Source organism: Nostoc sp. LEGE 12454, from assembly GCF_056620565.1.
Genome location: NZ_JBWQXL010000004.1, coordinates 244,402 through 267,708, shown reverse-complemented (window position 1 = coordinate 267,708; position 23,307 = coordinate 244,402). Strand labels below are relative to the sequence as shown.

Below are 23,307 nucleotides of genomic sequence, written 5' to 3'. Positions count from 1 at the left end.
CTTTTTGCAAAGGTTTTTTAACTGATTCATGAAAAATATCTTTTGCAGACACAGTTAGACCGATATTCCCTATTAATGAGAAACAGTTTTTTTTAGTACGCCAGGAATTGCCTCAAGTACTCGTTTGGCAACGTCTTCAGGTGTATCTCCCTCTCGCTCGGTGATGTGCAAATCGGCTTGAGAGTAAAGTGGTGTTCGTTGTTCGAGGAGCGATCGCAATTTAGCTTTAGGGTCGGCATCTTGCAGCAGTGGCCTTGTGGTATCCTCAGCTAAACGGCTATAAATTATCTCCACTGGCGTATCTAGCCACACTATCAAACCGTGGTGCAAGTAACCCCAATTTTCTCGCCGCAGTACAATGCCACCACCGGTTGCGATAGTTAACTTTGTAAAAGCACAAACTTGTGAAAGTACCTCGCTTTCTAACTGGCGAAACCTGGCTTCACCTTCTTGAGCAAATAACTGATTGATAGATTTACCTGTTGCTTGGGCAATGATATCATCGGTATCTACAAACCCATAACTCAGTTCTTTTGCTATTAAGCGCCCTACTGTCGTCTTACCAACGCCCATAATACCAATTAAGTACAGGTTAACTCCTTGTAATAAGCTGCTCACCAGTTGATTCGCTCCAATTCTGAGTGCTGAGTCACAGTTTCTAATTATAAACTTAACGACTTATACGTGCGTATTCAAGCAATGCCTGGGTTAAGTTGTGCCAACGCACTCGATCGCCCACAACATTGGAAAAGCGATCGCTAATTAAGATGATAATCATAATATAATTTGTTCTTATAGGAGCGTTTCTCGATCAGATGTCCAAGATACCAGTAATCTCAGAACACATTGAAATCACTCCGGGTGTGTGTGGGGGGAAACCGCGCATTGCTGGACACCGAATTAGAGTGCAAGATATTGTTATTTGGCACGAACAGATGGGGCTTTCCCCTGACGAAATCGTTTATCATTATCCCAGCATCACTTTAGCTGATGTCTATGCTGCTCTAGCTTATTACCACGATCGTCAAGATGAGATCAGGCAAGAAATTGCGGAAGGAGAAGCCTTTGTCAGAGAAGTACAGGCTCAAACTCCTTCGATTTTGCAAGAAAAACTAAAGAATCGAAATGACACAAAAAATTCGATTCCACCTAGATGAGAATGTCAGTAATGCTATAGCAGAAGGCTTACGTCGTCGTGGGATTGATGTGACGACTACATCAGAAACAGGATTGATAGCTGCATCAGATGGAGAACAGCTTTATTTTGCAATGTCTCAGAATCGGGTAATTTTCACCCATGATGATGACTTTGTGATACTTCATCAAGGTGGCTTGATTATGCATTCAGGCATTATTTACTGTGCTCAAAATCGGCGCTCAATTGGGGAAATATTGAAGAGTTTAATTTTAATCTGGGAAGTTATTGAGCCTGAAAAAATGAGATATCAACTTGAATTTATCTGAAAGCTTTTATTGTTTTACTCAAATGTAAAAAAGCGATGCGATACTTTCTGTTGTGTCCGTTACGCGTAGCTTGTTTAAGAGCAGGGGCATGCTAAAGCATCTTGGGCGACTCCAGTTTTTCAGCTTGATGAGTATCTGACTTGGTTACTCAGCATTTATTCTATGTATTTATCTAATCAATTAGAAAGATAAACTCCATTAGAAATTTCCGCAGAATTACAACTGCAAAGTAGACATCTCAGTAATTTATTTTCAACAGGCATTAAGGGTTTTTTCTTTGCAAATTCAAAATTCACGTGTAAATTTTATAACTTTATATTGTTTTTAGATTATATAAATACATCTTCTATTTGAGTTGAATGAATTACTATTATTACTATTGAAAATGTATTTAAAGTAACTTGTATTAGGCAATAAATGAACGATTTTTCTGTGAAATTACTATCAGTAATAACTGATCAATTTTTTAGGAATGTAGTAATTTGTCTGAAGTAACTAGGTAATTGCTGCATAGTAATGCCTATACTTAACCAAAAAATTAACGTAGCTTGTTTGAAACTTTATCCAAGCAATATCTGTCTATCTAAATAATCAGAGTTTTGATTCTGATGGTTAATTTTAAGTATACACAATACTGTGTTTCTAACAGCACAGGGTCGTTATTCTAAAAATTCAGTTATAACAAGACCCGCTCAATTAAATGTTTCTAATAAAGGTGTAAATAATGACTGAATTACCGCGATCGCCCAAAAAAAACTTGCAAATAAATTGAAGTTTCGACACAAAGACTACTGCATATTCCACCCCGATAAGCCTGAATGAATAAATATAGAATGAATGAGGTGTCAACCATGACTCGAATTCGTGACGTTGTAGAAAGAGCTTTAGTAACTGGTTATTTGACAGTTGAAGCTGAAGATCAACTACGACAACTGTTGACTACCCGATATGACTTGGAAGATTTTAATGCTTTCATGACTTTGCAGGAAGCTGCCATGACTGGTAGGGTCAAGCAGGAGTCTAGAGAACGGTGTGGCATTAAATAGAGATGTAGCCTGCTACATCTCACCGACGGGGGCGTTTACCATCATCTTCAAAATCATCATCATCCTCAAAAAATTCCCAATCATCATCATCGGCTTGATTGGTAGTTGGCGGCTGGTAAGGGGGGATAATTACTCGGTAATCAGCATCGTAAATTGATTCAGTTTTTCCCGCAGCGGTATTTTTTGGCTCGCGGTAGCTGTAGGAGTAAACTGAACCAGACCGAGAACTGCTTTTGGCTTCTGATTGACGTTCGTAAGTTGTTGAGTCTCTAGGTTGTTGAGCTTGAGAATTAGGAATAGGCGCTTCTTCTGACTTTTCATCAAAGTTCCAATCATCATCTCTACTGCTATTTGTCTCCCAATCATCAAATTCCTCACTGCTAGGCTCTTCATTTTTACTAGCTGGTGGTGGAGGACTGGCAGGGCGAGATGTCGGTTCTTCTCTCCGGGTTGCCTTCGCACGACTTGAAGGGGTGGTTGCTCTGTTAGGAGTTTGGCGTTGTCCTGCCACAAAATAATTGGATAAATTAAATAAGGTAGCAATCAATATTGATGTGAAAGCACCAGTGACAGTACTGAACAAAATCCATATCGCTAGTGGTAATGGTTGAGTTCGCACGCCCAAAAATACTAGCGATAGGGCAGGTGAGAAATTTTGGACTAATAACAGCGTTAGTCCTCCCAGTACTGCCACCAATAGAATTAAGCGAATTACAGCCATAGCAATTTTGTCGGTTGTCAATTATCAGCGGTCAGTTGTCAATAGTCAGCGATCGGTCTGGTTATTCTTCACTAATTACTGTTCGCTGACTACTGACACTATCAGTCATCTCTATCATTACCTTTTTAGGACTATTGTGAAATTTACAATAAATCCACTCAGGGCGTTAGCGACGACCTTGCCACCGCTGAATTGGAATACAGTCAATATCTAGTTGATCTAAAGCACGGGCAACTACAAAATCAACTAAATCCTCGATGGTTTGGGGATTGTGATACCAGGCGGGAATAGCGGGGACAACTCTAACTCCAACTTCTGCTAAAGAAGTTAAGTTACGCAGGTGGATGAGGCTAAAAGGCGTTTCACGCGGGACAATAACCAGCTTTCGCCCTTCTTTGAGTTGGACATCCGCAGCCCGTTCTAGTAAATCGGAACTCAAGCCAACCGCTAGCTTTGCTACTGTACTCATGCTGCATGGAATAATCATCATCCCCAGAGTGGCAAAGGAACCACTGGCAATCCCGGCTCCAACATCGCTCCAAGGATGACAGCGGAGTTTTCCCGAAAGTGCAACTCCAGCTTGCTCTCGCCAGAATTGTTCTTGCCCGGTTGGTTCTGATGGCATCCGAATTTCCTGTTCTGACTGCCAAACCATGTAAGTTGATTTAGAGGCAACCAATTCAATACTATATTCCGCTTCTAGCAAAAATTTGATTGCGCGAACAGCGTAAATCAGACCAGATGCGCCCGATACGCCTAAAATTAAAGGTTTGGTGTTATTTGACACGTAAATTTTAGTGTATTTTACTCGTCCTCAGAGTAAGGGTCTAGGTCATCAGGCTCCAGATCATTTGGTAAGTAGAGGTCTGAAAGCTCGTCACGAGAATCATTGCCAGTTAAACCTTTGGCGACGCCATCGCTGCCGACTGTTACCAAATCAATTTGCTGGCGGTAATAATCGACACTCTTAACTTGGACGGCGACGCGATCGCCTAGTCGATAAGAAGCGCGATTTTTGCGCCCAAACAGTGCCTGTTGTCTGGCGCGATATTCATACCAATCATCTTTGAGAGAACTGACGTGTACCAATCCCTCTACCCGCAAAGGCACACCAGGATTACTGCTGGACTCCACCTCAGCCGCAGGCACTTCAATTTCCACAAAGAAACCGTAGGATTGAACCCCGGTAATCACGCCTTGAAATACCTGACCGATGCGTTGCTTCATCAGTTGGGCTTTTTGCAGTCCGGCTAAATCGGCTTCGGCTTCTTGGACTTCTTTTTCTCGGTCGTTGATTTGGACAATTACCCTAGTCAAATCGCTTTGCAGTTCTTGTTGCAATTCTGGGGGTAAAACGTTCCAGTTAATTTCCTCGTGGCTGGAGGAGTGGCGTAGGTTAACGCGCTCTCTGACACGGGTATTGCGGCGATCGCGTCCGTTTTCGAGTAGCGTGTAATACACTCTTTGCATCAGCAAATCTGGGAAACGCCGCAAGGGAGCGCTAAAGTGGACATATTGCGGTAGTGCCAGACCAAAGTGAGAGCCTTTGGTGGTACTGTATGCAGACGGCTTAAGGGTATCTTGTAACAAGTAAGTAAGAACTTGCTCAGAAGGAGATTCAGCAAAAGCTGTGGTCAAATGTTGGTAATCTAATGGTTGGATATCAACTTCTGGATCTAGTGTGAGGTCAACGCCTAAATTGACTGCCAATTTCAGCATTTCCTGGACATCTTCAACATCAGGAGTACCTTGGACTCGCCAGATAGCCGGAACACCAAGAGCATTTAAGTGAGTTGCAAACAGTTGATTAACTAACAGCACCAACTCCGTGAGTAGCGATCGCACTGGTAAATCATTTACCACCACAGCGCCTAAAATCCCCTCATCATAATAGGCGTTTTGGCTCGGCGGCAGATTCAACTGGAGGCTACCACGATTTAACCGTACCTGTTTCACGGCTGTTTGCAAGGCTTGGAGGTCTTGCAGTATTTGGGAAACCTGCGATGATTTATCTTGAGCTTCACCTGTGAGAATTGCTTGGGCAAGTTCCGTAGTCAGTGCAGTCTCGACATTGATTACACTGGGTTGAATTTCCCATTCCAGCACTTCTCCCGATTTGGGATCGATGGTAATTAAAAAAGAGATGGTTAAGCGATCGCTCCCAGGTACTAAAGAACAGCGTTCTGCTACAGCTGGGGGCAAGATTGGCAACACCAATTCTCCTAGATACACTGATTTGCCCCGTTTGAGTGCTTCTCTATCTAGGGCTTCGTCAGGTTGGACATAGTGAGAAACATCGGTGATATGAACGCCTAAAAGCCAATTTCCGGCTAAGTTTTTTTCTAAACTAAAAGCGTTTTCTATAACTTTGGTATCGCCATTTACCCCTTCAATGGTAAAGGTAAATAAATTACGTAAATCCAGCCGATTTTTCAGGTCTGCTTTCAGGAGCTTTTTGGGCAACCTCGCAGCTGCTTCAAGAACATTATCTGGAAAAGTCCGGGAAAGGTCGTGTTTGCACGTAACTAAATCTATATCAGCAGCGGCTTCGGCATCACTGCCGAGGATTTGCACTACTCGACCAAGGGGAGGATATTGTGCCAACGGGTAACGCAAAACTTCCACATGAACCAGATGATCGATCGCTTCTTCTAACTTTGCCCCGTTAGGTTGAATCTTGAGTTCAAACAGCAAGCGATCGTCTAAAGGCACAGCCCGAAAACCAGTTTCTACCTGTTTAATTCGTGCCAGTAAAGTGTGATTAGAGCGTTCGAGAATCAGCTTCACCTCACCTTCCGGAGAGCGACGGCGACTGCCTTCTTTGAGAACTCTCACCAAAACGCGATCGCCATTCCAAGCATTACTCAGATGACTTTCGCGGATGTAAATATCCTCAGCGCCTTCCACATCTTGAATAGCAAAGCAAAAGCCTTTACTAGAACAACGCAGTTTTGCCTCGATTATTCCCTCTTCTGAGACACGGCGGTACTTGCCCCGTTCCTTCACTAAAATACCGATTTTTTCCAGAACATCTAAGGCAATGTGAAGTTTTTGTAAACTTTTTTCATCTTCACAGCCAAGTTTCTTTTCTAAAACCTTCCGAGCTACCAATTTATCATCGGTGAAATTGGCAAGGAGTGTAGCGATTGAAAATTCCATGCAGTGAACCGACCTTTGGTCAAAACATCATTTGTTGTTTAATCTGGTTCATTTCTGTATACCCTCACGGCTTACAGAAACAAGCTGGAAACTAATTGCCCTGAAGCAAGCTTCCTAAGTTCTAAGGAAAGGAAGCCCGACCCAGTAAGAGCGGGAAACTACTCCCGCAGTTCCTTGGCAAAGAAGCCGACCCACGGACAACTCTGGGCGTTTACGAACTTCTCACTGCACGATGCTCTCAGAATTCGCCTGCGTTCAAGTCCCTTCACCTAACCAAACTTAAGATTGCACGCCTGATTAAAATTTAGCCCCGCTAGTTAATTACGCGACGGGTTTTTAAGAAGCTGGGTTTAGAGAATCCATACTGCCCAAAAGCGCTATGCAGGGGAGCCACTGCGGTCTTGGGGTCTCCACAAGTGGAGGAGGCAGTGCGGTCTTGGGGTCTCCACAAGTGGAGCAACTGCCGTCAAGTGGCGTGGAAACTACAGGTGTTTGATTGTCTAGAGGAAGGTAATTTTACGCCATTAGACTCTGATTTTTAACTAGGAGGAACTGCTGGTGAACCCAATTTTCCCACATGTAGAATCGGTAACAATTAGGTAAGCAGCTTAATAAGCAGCGAGGGCGAACCTTATCTCCATTATTGTAGATTTAGAGCGCACTTCCAGAAAATAGTTCTAGATATAGTGTTGGGTAATCAGTATAGCATTGCAAGCAAGACTACCCAGATAAGTTAGCACTGACCAAAAATTTCGTCAAAAAAGAGCTACTGCTACAATTAGGACACCAGGCAAAGCAAGAATATCACCTTGACGGCTCAGAGCAGAGAATTATACCTACTCATCGCCTGCAAGAAACTGATGATACATAGTAGGCAATTAAAAATAAATAAATGGAATATTGACAGGCATCCTGGGTATCGAGTGGATGTAAATTAAAGTAAGGGCAGCCGATCTCGCTTGAATATACAGGCAGTATCAACCCCGTTATTAAAAATATTTAGATTGGTAGCAGTATTATGTTGGCTCAATTCCAGAGCTTGTATCCCAAGGGCAATTTGATTTCTGAATTAGTGCAAATTTTTCAAGGAAAATATATTGTTCGGGCAAGCGTGCAAATTGAAGGCGTAACCCGTGCTACGGGTATGGCAGCGGCAGAAACAGTAGAAGCAGCAGAAGACCAAGCCAGAACCAGGGCGCTGATAGTTTTGGGTATTACAAACGCGCCACCAGAATCAGTAGCGTTGACCTCAAGTCCAGTTTCCCCAGCACAGCTAAATCCTGACTTGAATATTAAAGCTGGATTGAGTCAGCCTGCTGCTTATTCCTCTGCCAAAGATGAGGATTTTGTTAGTAGTCAGTGGCCAGCAGTCAGCGACAAAGAAATCTCTATACCGCCTTCCAAAGAACGGAACATCAAACCAGAAGTAGTAACAAGTAGTAAGGAACAATACGGGTACAGCAATGCTGCACCTCTAAACGATACCTATAGCCAGGATTTAGGTCAAAACTTTCCGATGACTGCCAACCAGGAGCTAGAATTCGATCCTCCAGTTGAGAACTTGGAAATAAATTTTGATAACCAGCCAGAAAATCAAACCTTTCCGGCAATTTCTGCCAACAATGTCACACCATTTACACCCCGGAGTTACAGCCCTCAAGAAAATGCCACTACCCCGTCAGTGACAGGAAAGAGAAAGAAAAAAGCTGAACCAGTTGATTTATCAGATGTAATTGCTAAAACAGATGTCGAACTTCAGCGTTTAGGCTGGACACCAGAACAGGGACGGGAGCATCTGATTGAAACCTACGGTAAGCGCGGGCGGACTTTGCTGACTGAAGAAGAATTACACGGATTCCTCAAATACTTACAATCTCAGCCAGACCCAATAGCGGGATTTTGATTAGTCATTAGTCATTTGTCATTGGTCATTAGTCATTTGTAAGGACTAATGACTTAATAACATAGGCTCTTGAAACAGTAAGGAAGCTATGGAACCTGTGAATTTTTCTGAAGTAATTGCTCAAACAGACGTTGAAATGCAGCGACTAGGGTGGACAATAGACCAGGGACGGGAACATCTCATAAAAAATTATGGGAAGCGATCGCGTACTTTACTGACAGAATTAGAATTACTAGACTTCCTTCAATATCTCGAATCTCAACCGTTAAATGAAGTTGTGACTGCCAAAATTGATGTTGACACCGAACAGTTATGTTGGACACAACAGCAGAGGGAAATGAATGCTGAAATCGAACGATTATGTTGGATGAAAGAGGATGTAGTCCCTCTGACAGGAACAGGAAGGAGAAAAAAGAAAACTCAACCAGCAGATTTGTCGGATTTAATTGCTAAAACTGATGTCGAAATACAGCGTTTAGGTTGGACACCAGAACGGGGACGGGAGCATCTGATTGAAACCTACGGTAAGCGCGGGCGGACTTTGCTGACTGAAGAAGAATTACATAAATTTCTCAAATACCTGCAATCTCAGCCAGACCCAATAGCGGGATTTTAGTTAGTAATTAGTCATTCGTCATTTCTAATTAGGACTTATACGAAGTTGCCGAAGATAGTATTATTTAACTAGAAATAAAAACTGTCAGTAACTATGCCTCGTGTGCGAATTGAAATTGTGCCGCACCTGGGCTATCCAGAATTGATTCGTTTAGAACTCATGCATTGACTAGACAATTAGTGAGTTAGGGTTAACGAGGGAAAAATACTCTCTTGAGTTGAGAAAGATCAAAAGCGCGATCGCGCTTTTGATCGGCGAGTTTACAGGATTGACTACACCCGTGCATCTACACTGACTTGATACTGAACTTTGTTTGAGCTAAACTGTCTGCTCCGGATAATGATGAAGTAATTTCCTGCGGCTAGATTCTGGCGTGTAATTTGGTGGGAAAATGAGTCGCGACTTTGGCCAATCACTTCGCCTTGATTGCGATCGATTTGACCATTGTTGTTTGAATCCCTAACTAATAACAAATCTGTCCGTCCTCCGTTCGGGGCAACGCCTTCCAGTTTTAAACGTAAGTTAGAGCGCCCCGTGAGTAGCACTTTTCTAAAGTCTTCTAAGTCATCGGTGGTGGTCACATCGCCTTTGATCTGAAGAAATCCTTGACCACTATTCAAATTCCCCTCGAAATCCGCTGCAAAAATGCTATTGTCGTTATCGGGTGTCGCAAAAGCTGGGGAAACCAATCCACAAGTCAATAAAGTTAGCAACGTTAGCTTGAGACTCAATTTGAAGCAATTCATGATGTTTCTTCCTGAAGATAAATAATTGTTTTTTGGTATTACACACTGTACAAAAGGACTATCATGTGTGTAACGAAATTCAGTCGTTTCACGCTATTGGACACTACCTTTAGATCGCTGGCTAATAGTAAAACAATCAAAATTGAATGCCTGAAAATCCATATTTAGTTAGTTCTGTCAATGCGTAAATCCTAAAGTACTTAAAATTTGCATAATTTTGTACCTTTGATTGTTTGAGAATTAGTAGGCGAAGTTTATAATTTAATAACTTTAATAGTTGATCTTCTCCGAGGTATAGTAGGTGAATTTGAGTGGAGGTTAGTTGAATTGGTGTTTTTGTAACCTAAATCTAAATTAAGCTTTTCATAAAAAAAATGCAGTCGGAAAAAGACTTTAATAGTATGGAGTTGAAAATAAAATTAAAATTGCTTGGTATTATTTAGTCACAAAAAGTCTGTTTTTATAACATTTATCTACTCCAGCAAACTGGTTTTGAGGCTATTGTAGAGCAACAAATTATGCTTCCCAATTTTTGATGATCCTATGTCAGGATCGAAATGTGTATCTTGAGACAATTAAAAGTTAATTTCTTCAATATCTGCTATCGGTTTAAGACTACCTTCATCTCGACAAATGGGATCTTGACCCTTTAAAATCGAGTTTTGAACTTCTAAATCAACTTTTGAAATCAAATAACCCCTCTTCATCACTGAAAAGGGGTTATTTTTGGGGTTTAAGAGGATTAAAAGTGGTAAATCGCCATTTACCAATCGTCAGTATTAATTAACAGCAGCAACGGCTGGACGGCTACCAGCGGCGTGACGGTCAATCACTTGGTCAATCAAACCGTAGTCTCTTGCTTCCTCTGGCGACATGAAAAAGTCACGTTCAGTATCTTCAGCAATGCGCTCAATTGGTTGACCTGTATGTTCAGCTAAATAGTCGTTTAGCCGCCGCTTGTGGTACAGAATTTCCCGCGCCTGAATTTCGATATCAGTCGCCTGTCCTTGAGCGCCGCCTAAAGGTTGATGAATCATAATCCGAGAATGGGGTAGACTCATCCGCTTACCCTTAGCACCCGCGCTGAGGAGAAAAGCACCCATACTCGCCGCCAATCCGGTACAAATTGTACAGACATCAGGGCGAATATGCTTCATAGTGTCAAAAATGCCCATACCAGCCGTCACCGAACCACCGGGAGAATTGATGTACATATAAATGTCCTTCTCCGGGTCTTCAGCATCCAAATACAGCAGTTGGGCAACAATCAAGTTGGCAATATTGTTATCAACTTGTTGTCCCAAAAAGATGATGCGCTCACGTAACAGCCGTGAGTAGATGTCAAAGGCGCGTTCACCTCGACCCGATTGTTCAATAACGATAGGAATCATGGAAGCGTGTTTGTGGCTACTTTAAATACATTTTATCGGTGACAGCACGAAACTGGGGCTGATCTCTACTATTACCAGGTAGATATAAGTAAATCTTGGCTATTCTGTCTGATTCAACAAAGGAGCAAAATGTGCTTTTGCAATAGATTCAACCTCCAAGGGCACTTTTTAGCGACAAAAGCTGTCTAAGAAAATATCCCGGTTTAGGGAAGAATAAATCAAAAAACTTCAATTGTCGCCAATTTTATATCTCGGACTTTGCTGTACAACCTTGGCGATGTATTGATTTGACCGATAACCGAAATCCGACTTGCTTAGGGAATTATGTTAACTATCAGTAACATTTTAAACATTTTTTTAGGATTTCCTTCGGCATTTATCAAGTGATTTTTGTTAGATTCGGTAAATCGGGAGTACGAGGTGTATTTAGAATAACCAGTCGTAGTTGAAATGCTATCCATTCAGAGAGAGACGTGCCATGCTGGAAAAACTTATACAAGCCGCCATCATCACCTTCTTGCTCCATCTGATAGCAGGACTTAGCCCAAACACTTTAATTCAAACAAAGACAGCATCACCTATGCAAGAAACGCCACCAAATATTGTTAGCTTGCTATTGCGATCTTTTCAATAAGAATGTTTCAGAAGTTGCACAGGTATAAGTAAGTTACCGTAAATAAACCCAATTATATAGATGCTTCCCTTGTAGTTAGCCCTAACTACAAAACTGCAATTTTTTACACCAACTTACTTAGGCGAGATTAAAAACAAAGGGATAACTCGCTCGTTGAGTTTCTTACTTAATGTATATAGCTGTCTAGGCTAACACTCCTGAGAACAGGCTAGACTGAGCAAAGAAGGCAACTACTTGCGTTTGATCATGACTAATCGCCTTGCTGAAGCTAAGAGCCTCTATCTCCGCAAACACGCCGAAAACCCAATTGATTGGTGGCCTTGGTGTGACGAAGCACTTGCAACTGCAAGGGCGCAAAATAAACCGATTTTTCTTTCCATTGGCTATTCTAGTTGCCACTGGTGTACTGTCATGGAAGGCGAGGCTTTTTCTGATATTGCGATCGCTGACTACATGAATACCAATTATCTTCCCATCAAAGTAGACAGGGAAGAAAGACCAGACCTCGATAGCATCTATATGCAAGCTTTGCAGATGATGAGCGGTCAAGGGGGTTGGCCTTTAAATATTTTTCTTTCCCCAGAAGATTTAGTGCCGTTTTACGCTGGTACTTATTTTCCTGTAGACCCCCGCTATGGTCGTCCGGGATTTTTGCAAGTTTTGCAAGCGCTTCGCCGTTATTACGATACAGAAAAAGCGGACTTACAACAACGTAAAGCCTTAATTGTTGAGTCTCTGCTCACGTCTGCGGTGTTGCAAGACGGTACAACAGATGAGCTGGAAGACCATGAATTACTCCGCCAAGGTTGGGAAACCAGCACAGGTGTAATTACTCCTAGTCAATCTGGCAACAGTTTTCCGATGATTCCCTATACAGAATTAGCACTGCGGGGAACTCGATTTAATTTTGAATCTCGCTATGATGGCAAAGAAATTTGTACCCAGCGGGGACTAGACTTAGCGCTGGGTGGCATTTATGACCATGTAGCCGGTGGTTTTCATCGCTATACTGTTGACCCGACTTGGACAGTACCCCACTTTGAAAAGATGCTTTATGACAATGGACAAATTGTCGAGTATCTGGCTTCTTTATGGAGTGCAGGAGTACAAGAGCCAGCCTTTGAGAGGGCAATTGCTGGAACTGTACAATGGCTGAAACGAGAAATGACCGCCCCTGAAGGTTACTTCTATGCTGCTCAAGATGCCGATAGCTTCACTGAATCCACAGCAGTAGAACCAGAAGAAGGAGCCTTTTATGTTTGGAGTTACAGCGAACTACAACAACTGTTAACGCCTGAAGAATTAACGGAATTACAACAACAGTTTACTGTTACCCCTAACGGCAACTTTGAAGGACGTAATGTTTTGCAAAGACAGCATTCAGGTCAACTGAGTGCAACGTTGGAAACGGCACTGAGTAAGCTGTTTACCGCTCGTTATGGCGTTAATTCTGAGTCGCTGGAAACTTTTCCCCCGGCTCGGAACAACCAGGAAGCAAAAACCATTAATTGGCCAGGTCGCATTCCCTCGGTGACAGACACGAAAATGATTGTCGCCTGGAATAGCTTGATGATTTCTGGGCTGGCTAGGGCTGCTGGGGTTTTCCAACAACCTTTGTATCTGGAATTAGCAGCACGAGCGGCGAATTTTATTTTGGAAAATCAGTTTGTCAATGGGCGTTTCCAGAGACTCAACTATCAAGGAGAACCAACCGTTTTAGCGCAGTCTGAAGATTACGCTTTGTTTGTTAAAGCTCTCTTGGATTTACAAGCTTGCAACCCTGAGCATAAGCAATGGTTAGAAAATGCGATCGCTATCCAAGATGAATTTAACGAATTTCTCTGGAGTGTAGAATTAGGTGGTTACTATAACACATCTAGCGATTCTAGTCAAGATTTAATTGTGCGGGAGCGCAGTTATGTTGATAATGCTACACCCTCAGCCAATGGAATTGCGATCGCTAACCTTGTCCGTCTCGCCTTACTCACCGATAATCTAGATTATTTAGATTTAGCGGAACTTGGTTTGAAAGCTTTTAGGAGTGTAATGCATCGCGCTCCCCAAGCTTGTCCCAGCTTGTTTACAGCTTTGGATTGGTATCGTAACTCTACCTTGATTCGCAGCACAACTGAGCAAATCAACGCTTTGATCCCCAAGTATTTGCCGACGGCTGTGTTTGCCATCACATCTGATTTACCAGAGAGAAGCGTTGGCTTAGTTTGCCAAGGTTTGAAGTGTCTTGCACCAGCAGAAAGTGTAGAGCATTTATTGCAGCAAGTAGAAAAAAGTCAGGTGAGGGCGTGAAATAGTTTTATTTCTCCCAACTAGAATGTTGCCAGCAGGTCATCCAGTCTCGATCGTAACTTTCTGTGCGGTTGCTCATTTGACTCCGTATAGTGATGATGCCTAAACAGACCAAGGATTAACCATTACAAGCCCTATCCCAGCAAAATCTTTTTCGTTACGAGTGACAAGTGATAAAGAGTTATGAATTGCGATCGCTGCAATCAGAGAATCCATGAGAGGTAGAGGTCGCCCCCAAAGTTCTAGTTGCCCAACTAAATTTCCCCACAACACCATTGTTGAGACATCTATACTTAAGATTCTTTGTTGAAAGCGATTGGGTAGGGTTTCATTCAGCCAAGTTGTTAGAGATTCTTTCCGCTTAGATGCAGTAATTTTGCTGATGCCTTTAGCGATTTCGCCAATTGTAATGACGCTGAGGTAAAGTGTTTCTGGTACTTGGGCATCTAGCCAATCTAAAACTTGTTGATGTGGTTGTTTGGCAACAAGTTCGGAAATCACGCAGGTATCAAGGAGGTAGGTCATGGGGTGAAGGCATCGCGGGGAAGGGTGCGATCTCGACTCAGATCAAGTTCTTCATTAAGTTCAGCTAGAGGGGATTGACGGAAAAACTCTGAGAGTTTGCTTGGTTGATCTGGGTGGGTGTTGTTGTGTGTGGTCAGGCTTTGAGCAAGGAGTTGGATGATGTACAGTTTATCGTTGGGGGAAAGCTGAAGGAGCTGTTGTTCGAGTTCTTGGATAGGCATGATGGGGTTTAAGTAGAAGATAAATTTATTCTACTTTCAGCGTCAGGGGTTAATTTAGTTTGACTCGTTTTTTACCCTCTCTTTTTTTGACGAATGACTATTAACTCATGTAGCAAATTAACAGCGATTGTGTTAGCTGGCGGTAAAAGTTCTCGCATGGGTCAAGATAAAGCCTTGATTCCCATTCAAGGGATACCATTGTTGCAGCGAGTTTGTAGCATTGCTCAAAGCTGTGCTGAGGTTGTTTATGTAGTAACTCCCTGGCCAGAACGCTATCAAGATTTACTTTTGGCTGGTTGTAAGTTTATTCGGGAAGTACCTTTGTCTGGAGAATCTCTAGCCCACGGGCCTCTAGTTGGATTTGCCCAAGGGCTAGCTGAAGTCAAGACAGAATGGGTGCTGCTGCTAGCTTGCGATTTACCGAGGTTGCGGGTTGAGGTGTTGCAAGATTGGATAACTAGACTCGATCGCGTGGGGGATAATGCGATCGCAGCTTTAGCTTGTCATCCCAAAGGTTGGGAACCTCTGTGTGGTTTCTATCGCCGTCGCTGTCTGCCACAACTCCTAGAGTTTATCAACCAAGGCGGGCGATCGTTTCAGCAGTGGCTTCGACAATATCCTGTAGAAGTTTTGCCCTTAGCAGAACCCGAAATGCTATTTAACTGTAATACACCAGAGGACTTGGCTTGAAATTGAGTTGAAAAGTGGGGATTTAATCGCGAACTGAACCTACCGAAACTCTGGTAATAAAGTCATTTTTCGGACGATCGAACAGAATTCAGAAGTCAGAATTCAGTTGGGTATTCTGTATGACACAACGACCGGCGGTAGTTGAGCGCAGTCGAAATCTCAGTGCATCGCTGGCGGATAGCGCAGCCTAAAGGCTTCTTTTTTCTCAAAAGGAAATGCGCTCGCGTTCGAGAGGCTTCTCTTTCAGAAACGCATAGCGTCTTGATTCTGAATTCTGAATTCTGACTCCTGAATTATTGCCTATTCAACGTTTTAGCCCTAACGTGGAACTGCTAACTATATGTATTAAGGATGCTAGGAGGAATCATGGGGCAGACACAGGGGCTAGGACAGATTATCATCCTGAATGGTGTCCCGCGATCGGGGAAGTCGAGCATTGTCGCAGTGATTCAGGAGACATTTGATGGTCTGTGGATGAATTTGGGTGTTGATAGGTTTATACAAATGACTCCTGCACGATACCTGCCTGGGATCGGTTTGCGGCCAGGGGGAGAACGCCAGGACATCGAACCCCTTGTTCCCATTCTTTACAGCGCCATGTATGAGTCTATCGCTGCCCACAGCCGCTTGGGTCTGAATGTCGTGGTTGATGTCGGACACCATGACGCCTACGCAATCAAGCGGGACATTCTGGCTGATAGTGCCCGACGTTTGAAGGGATTGCCGGTTTTGTTCGTAGGCGTTCACTGCCCCATTGAAATCGTTATGGAACGACGACAAAACACGGGGTGGAACGTGGGAAGTACAGCTGACTCCCCAATACCACATCCGGTTCAGTTATGGCAACGTGAAGTCCACATCCCTGGCATCTATGACCTTGAAGTTGATACCTCTTTGTTAAGCCCAGGTGCGTGTGCTGAGATGATACGCCAGTACCTCGCAGATAGTCCAGCACCGTCGGCATTCCAACGACTCGCTGCACAATATACTTAAGCTGTATTTATGACTGCGATCGCTATATTTGGGATGAATTTGTAAAGTGTGTGATTCTATAAGTTGAAAGGGAAATTCAATCCCTTTCCACTAATTCTGCAAAAAGTCTACTTAACTCGACAGAATTTGCGATCGCTATCACTCTGAGGATATTGCCAAGAATAGGCAAAGTGGCTAACTCCCTTCAGTTGCGGGGCAAATTTGCGAAGTGCTTGCATTTGCACTTCTAGGGATGGACGATTACTAACAGGTTTTCCCCACTGACCGGCTAAAGCTGGGATTATCTGTGTACCCGGTTTTGCCATACTCAAAACCCGTTGCACTTGCGACACGATACAACTGACATTACCGCAATTTCCATAAGCCATAGGATGCCACTCTAATGTATTGGGGAAACGATCCCAAGGTTGCAAACGCGAATCATACCCTTGTCCAACAGTTTGGTTGCCATCAGGAAAAAACACCACTCCTGTAGAAACACCTTGCTGTTTTGCTGGGTAACTAGCGATGGTGACAAAATCTAGAATTCCTTGCATAGCGTGGGCAACGGCAAGCTGCCACAACTCCCATTGCAAAACTGGTTGTCTATCGGTTGCAGGCAGGATTGACTTTTGCGCTAGTGGGAGAGTGCGTCCTTGCCAAAGGGGTTCTCCTTCCTGGGGATAAAGTTTATCGACTTCCGCGACATCTCCACCAGTGACGAATCCCTTGCTTAAAAAGCGGCGAATTAAGTCCAGCCCTTTGTAATTCTGTGCCCGTTTGAATAAAGCTTCTTGGGTTGCCGGACTAAATAGCCATAAATCTGAAACTTTGGTGGCGATGGAATCACTTCCCGCTTGGCGGGGATAACGCACGTAATCCAATAGCAAGCCATCTGGACGACGGCGCAAAACTTCTTGTACCAATTTGTAGTAGTCGCGTTTTGCTTGCAAGTTGTAGGGGTCGATAAATAGTTGAGAGCCATTATCTACCACATATAAACTCGTTTGACCTTTGCCATTACGAGCGATCGCACCTTCTCTATCTGGGCGCTGGGCGTAAGTATAACCGAAATTTGTGGTAAACATCCAAGCATAGACCTTCAAACCACGTTGCCGACCTTTTTTTATTGCCGTGGCGAGTATATCAATGTTTTCTGCCCCTGGAGTACGAATCACAGCAGGCCAAACCGTCGGGTTAGCTCTTGCTGGTAATAGTACCTGCCCATCGTAAAATACTTCTATATAAACTTGGTTATAGCCGCCATTAACAATCCGATCCATAACCTGATCGATTATTCCTGGCTGAATGTCACAGGGATACAATCGTAACCAAAGGGCTTGGGTTTGCGGCCAAGTTCGAGAGCGACATTCCTTTAATTTCTGTGCCTGTTCTTGTATTATGCTTTGGTAACGCGTTTGAGCATCTTGTTTGCCTTTGAGCGCTGACAAACGCAAGTTTTCTTTTTGTTGCGCCGCCGCTGATGATAACTGACAATACTCAGTTACTTGCGCCCTTGCTGGCTCGCTTCTCAAGTTGGGGAGCAACAAACTACTAGTAAAAACAACAGCGAATAAGCGCCGCCAAAATAATATCGATCTTGCAACGTTCAAGGGACAGTTAGACATACCTACCAGTAGATGAACAAATTCAAAAGAGTTTCAGACAGAAATTTAAACTCCGACTGTAGCTTGCTTCCCGCAGGATAACTGAGCGGAGGTAAAGTGACACTGGCTCAGAGCTACGTATTAACGTTCGGTCTTAAAGCCTTTAATTTGCGATAATAAACGATCCCAACTCAAATAATTGTGGGCAACGTGTATCGAATTATATAGTTAAATACTAAGGGTTTTAAAACCTATTTTTTAAGACTCTCAAAGGTCTATTTCTGTTGCCGTATTTTTGTATAGCGGTTTCCAGTGCATGAAGTAGATATCAAAACTTCACCCCCAATGCGGATGCATCGGCTCACATTGTTAATGCATCGGCTCACATTGTTAATGCGTCGGCTTGCATTGTTAATGCATCGGTTCGCATTGTTAATGCATCGGTTCGCATTGTTAATGCATCGGCTTGCATTGTTAATGCATCGGCTTGCATTGTTACAGCAGTTCTCAAGTAAATGAGCTATAAAATGCAAGACTTACGCATCAGATATAAAGAGTTTCTGCCTCCTGCCTTCTGCCTTCTGCCTCCTGCCTCCTGCCTTCTGCCTCCTGCCTTCTGCCTTCTGCCTCCTGCCTCCTGCCTTCTGCCTCCTGCCTTCTGCCTTCTGCCTCCTGCCTCCTGCCTCCTGCCTTCTGCCTTGACAAACAAAATAGTCAGGAGTCAAAACTTTTGACACCTGACTATTGATGATGGAGTAAGCAATAGTTAATAGCTAACCGCCACGTTTCAACGCCGTCTCTACCTGCTGTAACTCTTTCTCTAGACGATTTTTGAGTTTTTCGGGTACGGGACGATTTGGGTAAGAACTGTAATGTCCAGCCAGAGAATTGAGGGCTGTTCGTATGGTTGTAAACGAGCCAAGACCAGAAACAGAGTTAACCCGCTGGTAGCGAGCTGAAAAGTCATTAATTTTTTGACGCGCTTCTGCTTGAATTGCTGCCTTGTCTGGTGAATCTTGTGAAAGATCCAGAGCTTGTCTCATAATATTGACCACAGCTAAGGTGTCTTGACGATAATCCCCAGTCAAACTATCTGGACTGCCAGAACAACCCATTAAGCCGATAGCTACAACCAAAACCAGCGCAAGCAAACGCGACCAATAGCGCTTCATATGCATTAAGTAAAAGAATACGTAAATCAACGTCCATCCTATCTTGGATTGGTAACTTGGGGATCAATTGAGTGAAGAGTGGGGCAGGGGGGCAGGGGAGCAGGGGGGCAGGGGGGCAGGGGAGCAGGGGAGCAGGGGAGCAGGGAGCAGGGGAGCAAGGGAGCAGGGAGCAGGGGAGCAGGGAGCAGGGGAGCAGGGGAGCAGGGGAGCAGAGGAGAAGTAACAGTAAGTCTTATCCTCTGCCTCTTGTGCCCAATGATTAACGACTAATAACTTTTTGATATAGAGTATCTCGTTGTTGGTAAGGTCGTTCTAAAGAAGCGATCGCAGTTTGCAAGGTTTCTACTTCCATACACGTACCACCTAAAGCACCTGCCATTGTGGTAATATGTTCCTCCATTAAAGTGCCGCCGATATCGTTGCAACCCCAAGCTAAGGCTTCTGTCGCGCCTGCAAGCCCCAGTTTTACCCAACTCTGCTGATGGTTGGGAATCCAATTACCTAAGTAAATCCGCGCTACAGCCCCTAGCAGCAGTGCATCATTTAAAACTGGTTGATCGCGTCCAACACGGCGACGTAAGGATTTGGGCGCTTCTTGTCCCACGAAGGGTAATAAAATAAACTCTGTGATTCTTGCTGGATATCCCCGATCGATGGCGGTTTTTTGAAGCGATCGCAATTTTTCTAAATGCCCGATTTGCTGTTCGTGGGTTTCAATATGCCCAGATAACATGGTGCTAGTGGTATGCAAGCCTAATTTGTGAGCGGTACTGACAATTTCTAGCCAAGTGGCTGTGTCAATCTTCTCTGGACACAATATCCGCCTTACTTCATCGTCCAACACTTCCGCTGCTGTTCCCGGCATTGAGCCAACACCAGCATCGCGCAAAGCAGTAATCACCTCAGCATATTCCAGTCCATCAAGTCTGGCGATAAATTGCACCTCTTGGGGAGAGAAAGCGTGTAAATGTATGTGGGGAAATTCCTGTTTAATCGTTTCTACGACTTTGAGATAATAGGGCAAAGATTTACCATTTATCAGTGCTTGTGGATTTAACCCCCCCTGCATACAGATTTCTGTCGCACCCCGTTGTACTGCATCTGTAGCTTTTTCCAAAATTTGCGCCGAATCTAACCAGTATGCATCGGCATCGCCATCATCTCGACGGAATGCACAAAAACTACAGTGCTGCTCACAAATATTAGTAAAGTTAATATTACGGTTAATTATGTAGGTGACAGTATCGCCTGCTTGTCTGTGGCGGAGTGTATCTGATGTAGTACGTATTGCTGCGATCGCCTCTGGCTCTGTTTGTTGTAACAATACCACTCCCTCTTCGGGAGATAAGTCGTATCCCATCAAAGCACGTTCCAGAATTGTTTCAAACCCAATTTGTGTCAGCATTACTTTCTTAATTTCTCGGTAAATATTAATTTTATGAGCTTGTAAATAATAAAATTCTACTTAATCAATATACCAATTTATTGAAAATCCCAAGCTTGAACATAAGTTTTACCTTGAAAGCTGTTAAAAGAGCTTATTTTATCCCATGACACTACCTTTTTATAGTTTATAAAACCCATTAATAAAAAAATAGTTGTGATTGAACCACAACTATTTTAATTGATTAATTTACATCTTTGTATTAGTAGGAATCTTTAGTAAAACTCTGATATTACTAATTTGTCCTTGCTTGTGGTTTTCGTCGATGTTGTATTAGCAATCCAATCGCCATACCAATGCCGACAAAGGCTGTAAAGTAGAATAAACCAATTAATCGGATGTACATTGGTGGTGCGATCGCTTCAACTTCAACTTCCTGCGCTACTTTCACTGGTGTAAATTGACGGCTAGATCCTGGTAGAGGAGTGGCTTCCACCTCGATTTTGTGGGGTGAACCATCAAAAAACTGTTCAAGCCATGTTAACTTCCCTTGTTCGTCGGGAATACCTTTGTAGTCAAAGACTGTTAAATTGTGTTCTGTAGCGATCGCTTTTACTTGCAAAGCTACATCTGTTATAGGCTGTCCGGTTGCGGTATCTTTCACCTGTAACGCTAAATTCGCAAGTTTTCCGACAGTTGCGTTTTTATCTCCGCCAAGGTTAATTTCTAATCCCTGAGATTTTTGAGATGATGGTGCGATCGTTTCAGTACTAGTTGAGTGATGTTCGCTGCCATGAGCTTCTGCAACTTCTGCACTAATATTGATAACTAATAGGGTTACTATAGCCACTACAGTTAATGCACTTAATAAAAGGCGGACTGACTGTGGTGCGATTTCTCCTTGTTGTAGTTCTTCTTGTCCACCGATAACCCAACCACCCAACAATCCAAGTGACAATAAAATAGCTGCGATTACAACAAAATATTTATATTTGATTGGGTTTTCGTGGACATTGAGATTTAAAGTTTGTTCATAAGCAGTAAAAGTGTTTGCTACCAAGGGTGACACTTTAACTAACAGTTGGTAATTACCACGAATGGGTAACATCTGCTGAATTTCTAGCTTACCATCAGGTGCATTGGCATTCATTTGCAACAATTTTGTTCCCTCAACAATGGGAAAATCTGTTGTTAACCAAGGATTACGCGGTGGTGTCAGAATTTGTAAATTAATTTTGGCATTTGTTAAAGATTTACCCGCAGCATCAACAGCTTGTAAAGTTAAAGTAACAGGAGATTGCGGTTTTTCTGCCTCTGCTTCAAAAGGAAGAATACGTTCTAAAGGTGGGTTGGTGGAAAGTAGCACTCTAGATGTAGAAATTTGGGAACTTCCCACAAATGAATAAAGAACTGACAAAACAATGCAAACAGTGCTGATAACTCCAAAAATTCGATATTTTTTCATACGAACCTACGGTAAATGTGAAGCTCATGTAATTTCTGCAAGTTAAACTTTCATAGCAATGGATGAAAGTTACTCCAGATTATTATTACTAAGTAAAAAAATTCCAGTTAAAGAATTAGTCAGAAATCAGACATCATCTTATACCAATTTAATGTGAAGCTGCACTAAATGAGTAACTGTCTATTCTTGGCGTTCTTCTCTAACGAGACGCTACGCGAAGGCGTTCTTGGCGGTTCGTTTAATATTCTGTGCATCTTCATAAAGAATTGGTATCAAGTTAAGGTGATGTAGAGATGATAAACAAAGCATCTCTACAAAACCTAAAAGTTATTTTCCAGCAAAAAACTGGTGCGAAATGTGCACTATTTTAGCGTCATAACTTTGTTATGTGATGTAGCAAAGCTTCATGCACCTAAAAATCTTTGGATTATGATAATTTAGTGACATGCAACGCCTAATGTGTGGTGACGCGCTGAGTGTGCTGTGTTATGAACCGCAGGATAGGTGGAGAACAAAACAGTCCAGATAACTAAAGAAGATAGAAGCATATAAAGTGTTACCTGCACAGGCTTGGATAAGGTAATACCTGCGGTCTTCTGCAATAGTGAAATATGAGAAAAACTAGTCATTTTTGACCTCCTAATAATAAATTTCGGTAGTTCATCAATCAAAGGGCATAACGCCGCTTGATTGCAAAAAGATATACCATCAACTTTGTATTTGACAAGTGTGTATCAAATGTATTGTGTAATTCGACTTTAGTGAATACTATACTATCCTTTGACATCGGCCGATCGCGATGCAGAAATCTACACATAAAGTCCATACAAATAACAAAAGAATGACACATGATTTTGAGTGACGGCATTTTCAGCGCTGCTAACACGAAGGTAACAGATAAAAATTAAAAATTAAAAGTTCTTACGTTGCCAAGCATTCAAAAATCCTTGAATAAAGGTAACTTCTGTTATCTCTAAACCAATTCAATACACTAGAGATTAGCAATAGTTTTTTGCTTGTGTCCATATTCAAGGTGTTATTATACTCATTATTTATACTGTAAGTATTGCTGAAGCAATAAGTATATCAGGAAGATGTATGAAACAGCTAGTTTTGTGTAAAGGTTATTTATACATAACTAAGCGTATAACTACAGTTAAAATCACGAAAATATTGCGATAGTTTTTAGAGTTCGATCTAGATTCAATAACTTAACTGGCAATTTAGAAGCACTGAAAAATTATTGACAATAATTATTAATTCCTCTAATATCTAAAAGCAATTGCA

Annotated in this window: 23 protein-coding genes and 1 pseudogene; 10 read left to right on the top strand and 14 right to left on the bottom strand. The window is 42.7% G+C overall.

What is annotated here, in order from left to right; translation table 11 throughout:
* Positions 1-72: 72 nt before the first annotated feature.
* The gene (locus AC1F2U_RS06680; protein WP_480260389.1) at positions 73-618 is read right to left on the bottom strand and encodes a shikimate kinase; all 546 of its coding nucleotides are present in this window, start codon (positions 616-618) and stop codon (positions 73-75) included.
* Between the two features lie 197 nt (positions 619-815).
* Between AC1F2U_RS06680 and AC1F2U_RS06675 the strand changes: the two genes are divergently transcribed.
* The 3 genes from AC1F2U_RS06675 to AC1F2U_RS06665 all read left to right on the top strand — a co-directional run bounded on the left by AC1F2U_RS06675 (position 816) and on the right by AC1F2U_RS06665 (position 2,510).
* Entirely contained in the window at positions 816-1,157 is a 342-nt protein-coding gene (locus AC1F2U_RS06675; protein ID WP_480260388.1) for a DUF433 domain-containing protein, read from the top strand.
* The gene (locus AC1F2U_RS06670; protein WP_480260387.1) at positions 1,126-1,464 is read left to right on the top strand and encodes a DUF5615 family PIN-like protein; all 339 of its coding nucleotides are present in this window, start codon (positions 1,126-1,128) and stop codon (positions 1,462-1,464) included. The genes AC1F2U_RS06675 and AC1F2U_RS06670 overlap by 32 nt, the downstream gene beginning before the upstream one ends.
* 851 nt (positions 1,465-2,315) lie before the next feature.
* Positions 2,316-2,510, top strand: a complete 195-nt coding sequence (locus tag AC1F2U_RS06665; RefSeq protein WP_480260386.1) for a hypothetical protein — start codon at positions 2,316-2,318, stop codon at positions 2,508-2,510.
* A gap of 19 nt (positions 2,511-2,529) precedes the next feature.
* Here AC1F2U_RS06665 and AC1F2U_RS06660 read toward each other — a convergent pair whose 3' ends face one another.
* The 3 genes from AC1F2U_RS06660 to AC1F2U_RS06650 form a co-directional block, all read right to left on the bottom strand.
* On the bottom strand, positions 2,530-3,231 hold the full coding sequence (locus AC1F2U_RS06660; protein WP_480260385.1) for a LapA family protein: 702 nt from the start codon (positions 3,229-3,231) through the stop codon (positions 2,530-2,532).
* Positions 3,232-3,397: 166 nt separating this feature from the next.
* Positions 3,398-4,018 (bottom strand): flavin prenyltransferase UbiX, encoded by a 621-nt coding sequence (locus AC1F2U_RS06655; RefSeq protein ID WP_480260384.1) that lies wholly within the window; start codon positions 4,016-4,018, stop codon positions 3,398-3,400.
* 17 nt (positions 4,019-4,035) lie between these two features.
* Positions 4,036-6,390, bottom strand: a complete 2,355-nt coding sequence (locus AC1F2U_RS06650) for a ribonuclease R family protein (RefSeq protein ID WP_480260383.1) — start codon at positions 6,388-6,390, stop codon at positions 4,036-4,038.
* 1,018 nt (positions 6,391-7,408) lie between these two features.
* Between AC1F2U_RS06650 and AC1F2U_RS06645 the strand changes: the two genes are divergently transcribed.
* Positions 7,409-8,293 carry a hypothetical protein gene (locus AC1F2U_RS06645; RefSeq protein ID WP_480260382.1) on the top strand — a complete coding sequence of 295 codons (885 nt, stop codon included), beginning with the start codon at positions 7,409-7,411 and terminating at the stop codon, positions 8,291-8,293.
* Between the two features lie 394 nt (positions 8,294-8,687).
* Positions 8,688-8,909, top strand: a pseudogene (locus AC1F2U_RS06640) (hypothetical protein); the annotation flags it as partial.
* 272 nt (positions 8,910-9,181) lie between these two features.
* Here AC1F2U_RS06640 and AC1F2U_RS06635 read toward each other — a convergent pair.
* Both AC1F2U_RS06635 and clpP read right to left on the bottom strand, forming a co-directional pair.
* A complete protein-coding gene (locus tag AC1F2U_RS06635) occupies positions 9,182-9,655 on the bottom strand; it encodes a hypothetical protein (RefSeq protein ID WP_480260381.1) in 474 nt (157 codons plus the stop codon).
* A 779-nt stretch (positions 9,656-10,434) separates the two neighbouring features.
* A complete protein-coding gene (clpP, locus tag AC1F2U_RS06630) occupies positions 10,435-11,046 on the bottom strand; it encodes an ATP-dependent Clp endopeptidase proteolytic subunit ClpP (protein ID WP_335197050.1) in 612 nt (203 codons plus the stop codon).
* Between the two features lie 478 nt (positions 11,047-11,524).
* Here clpP and AC1F2U_RS06625 point away from each other — a divergent pair, with 478 nt between their 5' ends.
* Positions 11,525-11,680, top strand: a complete 156-nt coding sequence (locus tag AC1F2U_RS06625) for a hypothetical protein (RefSeq protein WP_179065022.1) — start codon at positions 11,525-11,527, stop codon at positions 11,678-11,680.
* A 246-nt stretch (positions 11,681-11,926) separates the two neighbouring features.
* Positions 11,927-13,984: a thioredoxin domain-containing protein gene (locus AC1F2U_RS06620; protein WP_480260380.1), complete on the top strand. Its 2,058-nt coding sequence runs from the start codon at positions 11,927-11,929 to the stop codon at positions 13,982-13,984.
* A 102-nt stretch (positions 13,985-14,086) separates the two neighbouring features.
* On the opposite strand, the gene AC1F2U_RS06615 is transcribed toward AC1F2U_RS06620, so the two are convergent.
* Together AC1F2U_RS06615 and AC1F2U_RS06610 are read right to left on the bottom strand one after the other, a co-directional pair.
* Positions 14,087-14,509: a PIN domain-containing protein gene (locus tag AC1F2U_RS06615; protein ID WP_480260379.1), complete on the bottom strand. Its 423-nt coding sequence runs from the start codon at positions 14,507-14,509 to the stop codon at positions 14,087-14,089.
* The gene (locus AC1F2U_RS06610) at positions 14,506-14,730 is read right to left on the bottom strand and encodes a hypothetical protein (RefSeq protein ID WP_480260378.1); all 225 of its coding nucleotides are present in this window, start codon (positions 14,728-14,730) and stop codon (positions 14,506-14,508) included. The genes AC1F2U_RS06615 and AC1F2U_RS06610 overlap by 4 nt, the downstream gene beginning before the upstream one ends.
* Positions 14,731-14,823: 93 nt before the next feature.
* On the opposite strand from AC1F2U_RS06610, the gene AC1F2U_RS06605 reads away from it, so the two are divergent.
* The gene (locus AC1F2U_RS06605) at positions 14,824-15,420 is read left to right on the top strand and encodes a molybdenum cofactor guanylyltransferase (RefSeq protein WP_480260377.1); all 597 of its coding nucleotides are present in this window, start codon (positions 14,824-14,826) and stop codon (positions 15,418-15,420) included.
* Between the two features lie 351 nt (positions 15,421-15,771).
* A complete protein-coding gene (locus AC1F2U_RS06600) occupies positions 15,772-16,413 on the top strand; it encodes a chloramphenicol phosphotransferase CPT family protein (protein WP_480260376.1) in 642 nt (213 codons plus the stop codon).
* Positions 16,414-16,520: 107 nt separating this feature from the next.
* Here the strand turns inward: AC1F2U_RS06600 and AC1F2U_RS06595 are convergent, their stop codons facing one another.
* From AC1F2U_RS06595 to psb27, 3 genes are all read right to left on the bottom strand, one after another.
* On the bottom strand, positions 16,521-18,020 hold the full coding sequence (locus AC1F2U_RS06595; RefSeq protein ID WP_480260375.1) for a family 10 glycosylhydrolase: 1,500 nt from the start codon (positions 18,018-18,020) through the stop codon (positions 16,521-16,523).
* 361 nt (positions 18,021-18,381) lie between these two features.
* Complete coding sequence (locus AC1F2U_RS06590) at positions 18,382-18,510, bottom strand: hypothetical protein (RefSeq protein ID WP_480260374.1); 129 nt, start codon at positions 18,508-18,510, stop codon at positions 18,382-18,384.
* Positions 18,511-18,772: 262 nt separating this feature from the next.
* On the bottom strand, positions 18,773-19,177 hold the full coding sequence (psb27, locus tag AC1F2U_RS06585; protein ID WP_190240755.1) for a photosystem II protein Psb27: 405 nt from the start codon (positions 19,175-19,177) through the stop codon (positions 18,773-18,775).
* A gap of 61 nt (positions 19,178-19,238) precedes the next feature.
* Here psb27 and AC1F2U_RS06580 point away from each other — a divergent pair, with 61 nt between their 5' ends.
* Positions 19,239-19,394, top strand: a complete 156-nt coding sequence (locus tag AC1F2U_RS06580; RefSeq protein ID WP_480260373.1) for a hypothetical protein — start codon at positions 19,239-19,241, stop codon at positions 19,392-19,394.
* 36 nt (positions 19,395-19,430) lie between these two features.
* On the opposite strand, the gene cofH is transcribed toward AC1F2U_RS06580, so the two are convergent.
* The 3 genes from cofH to AC1F2U_RS06565 all read right to left on the bottom strand — a co-directional run bounded on the left by cofH (position 19,431) and on the right by AC1F2U_RS06565 (position 22,649).
* Positions 19,431-20,576, bottom strand: coding sequence for a 7,8-didemethyl-8-hydroxy-5-deazariboflavin synthase subunit CofH (gene cofH, locus AC1F2U_RS06575; RefSeq protein WP_480260372.1), 1,146 nt, complete (start codon positions 20,574-20,576; stop codon positions 19,431-19,433).
* Between the two features lie 274 nt (positions 20,577-20,850).
* Positions 20,851-22,020, bottom strand: coding sequence for a hypothetical protein (locus tag AC1F2U_RS06570; RefSeq protein ID WP_480260371.1), 1,170 nt, complete (start codon positions 22,018-22,020; stop codon positions 20,851-20,853).
* A 437-nt stretch (positions 22,021-22,457) separates the two neighbouring features.
* Entirely contained in the window at positions 22,458-22,649 is a 192-nt protein-coding gene (locus tag AC1F2U_RS06565) for a CbtB domain-containing protein (protein WP_322670735.1), read from the bottom strand.
* Between the last annotated feature and the right edge of the window lie 658 nt (positions 22,650-23,307).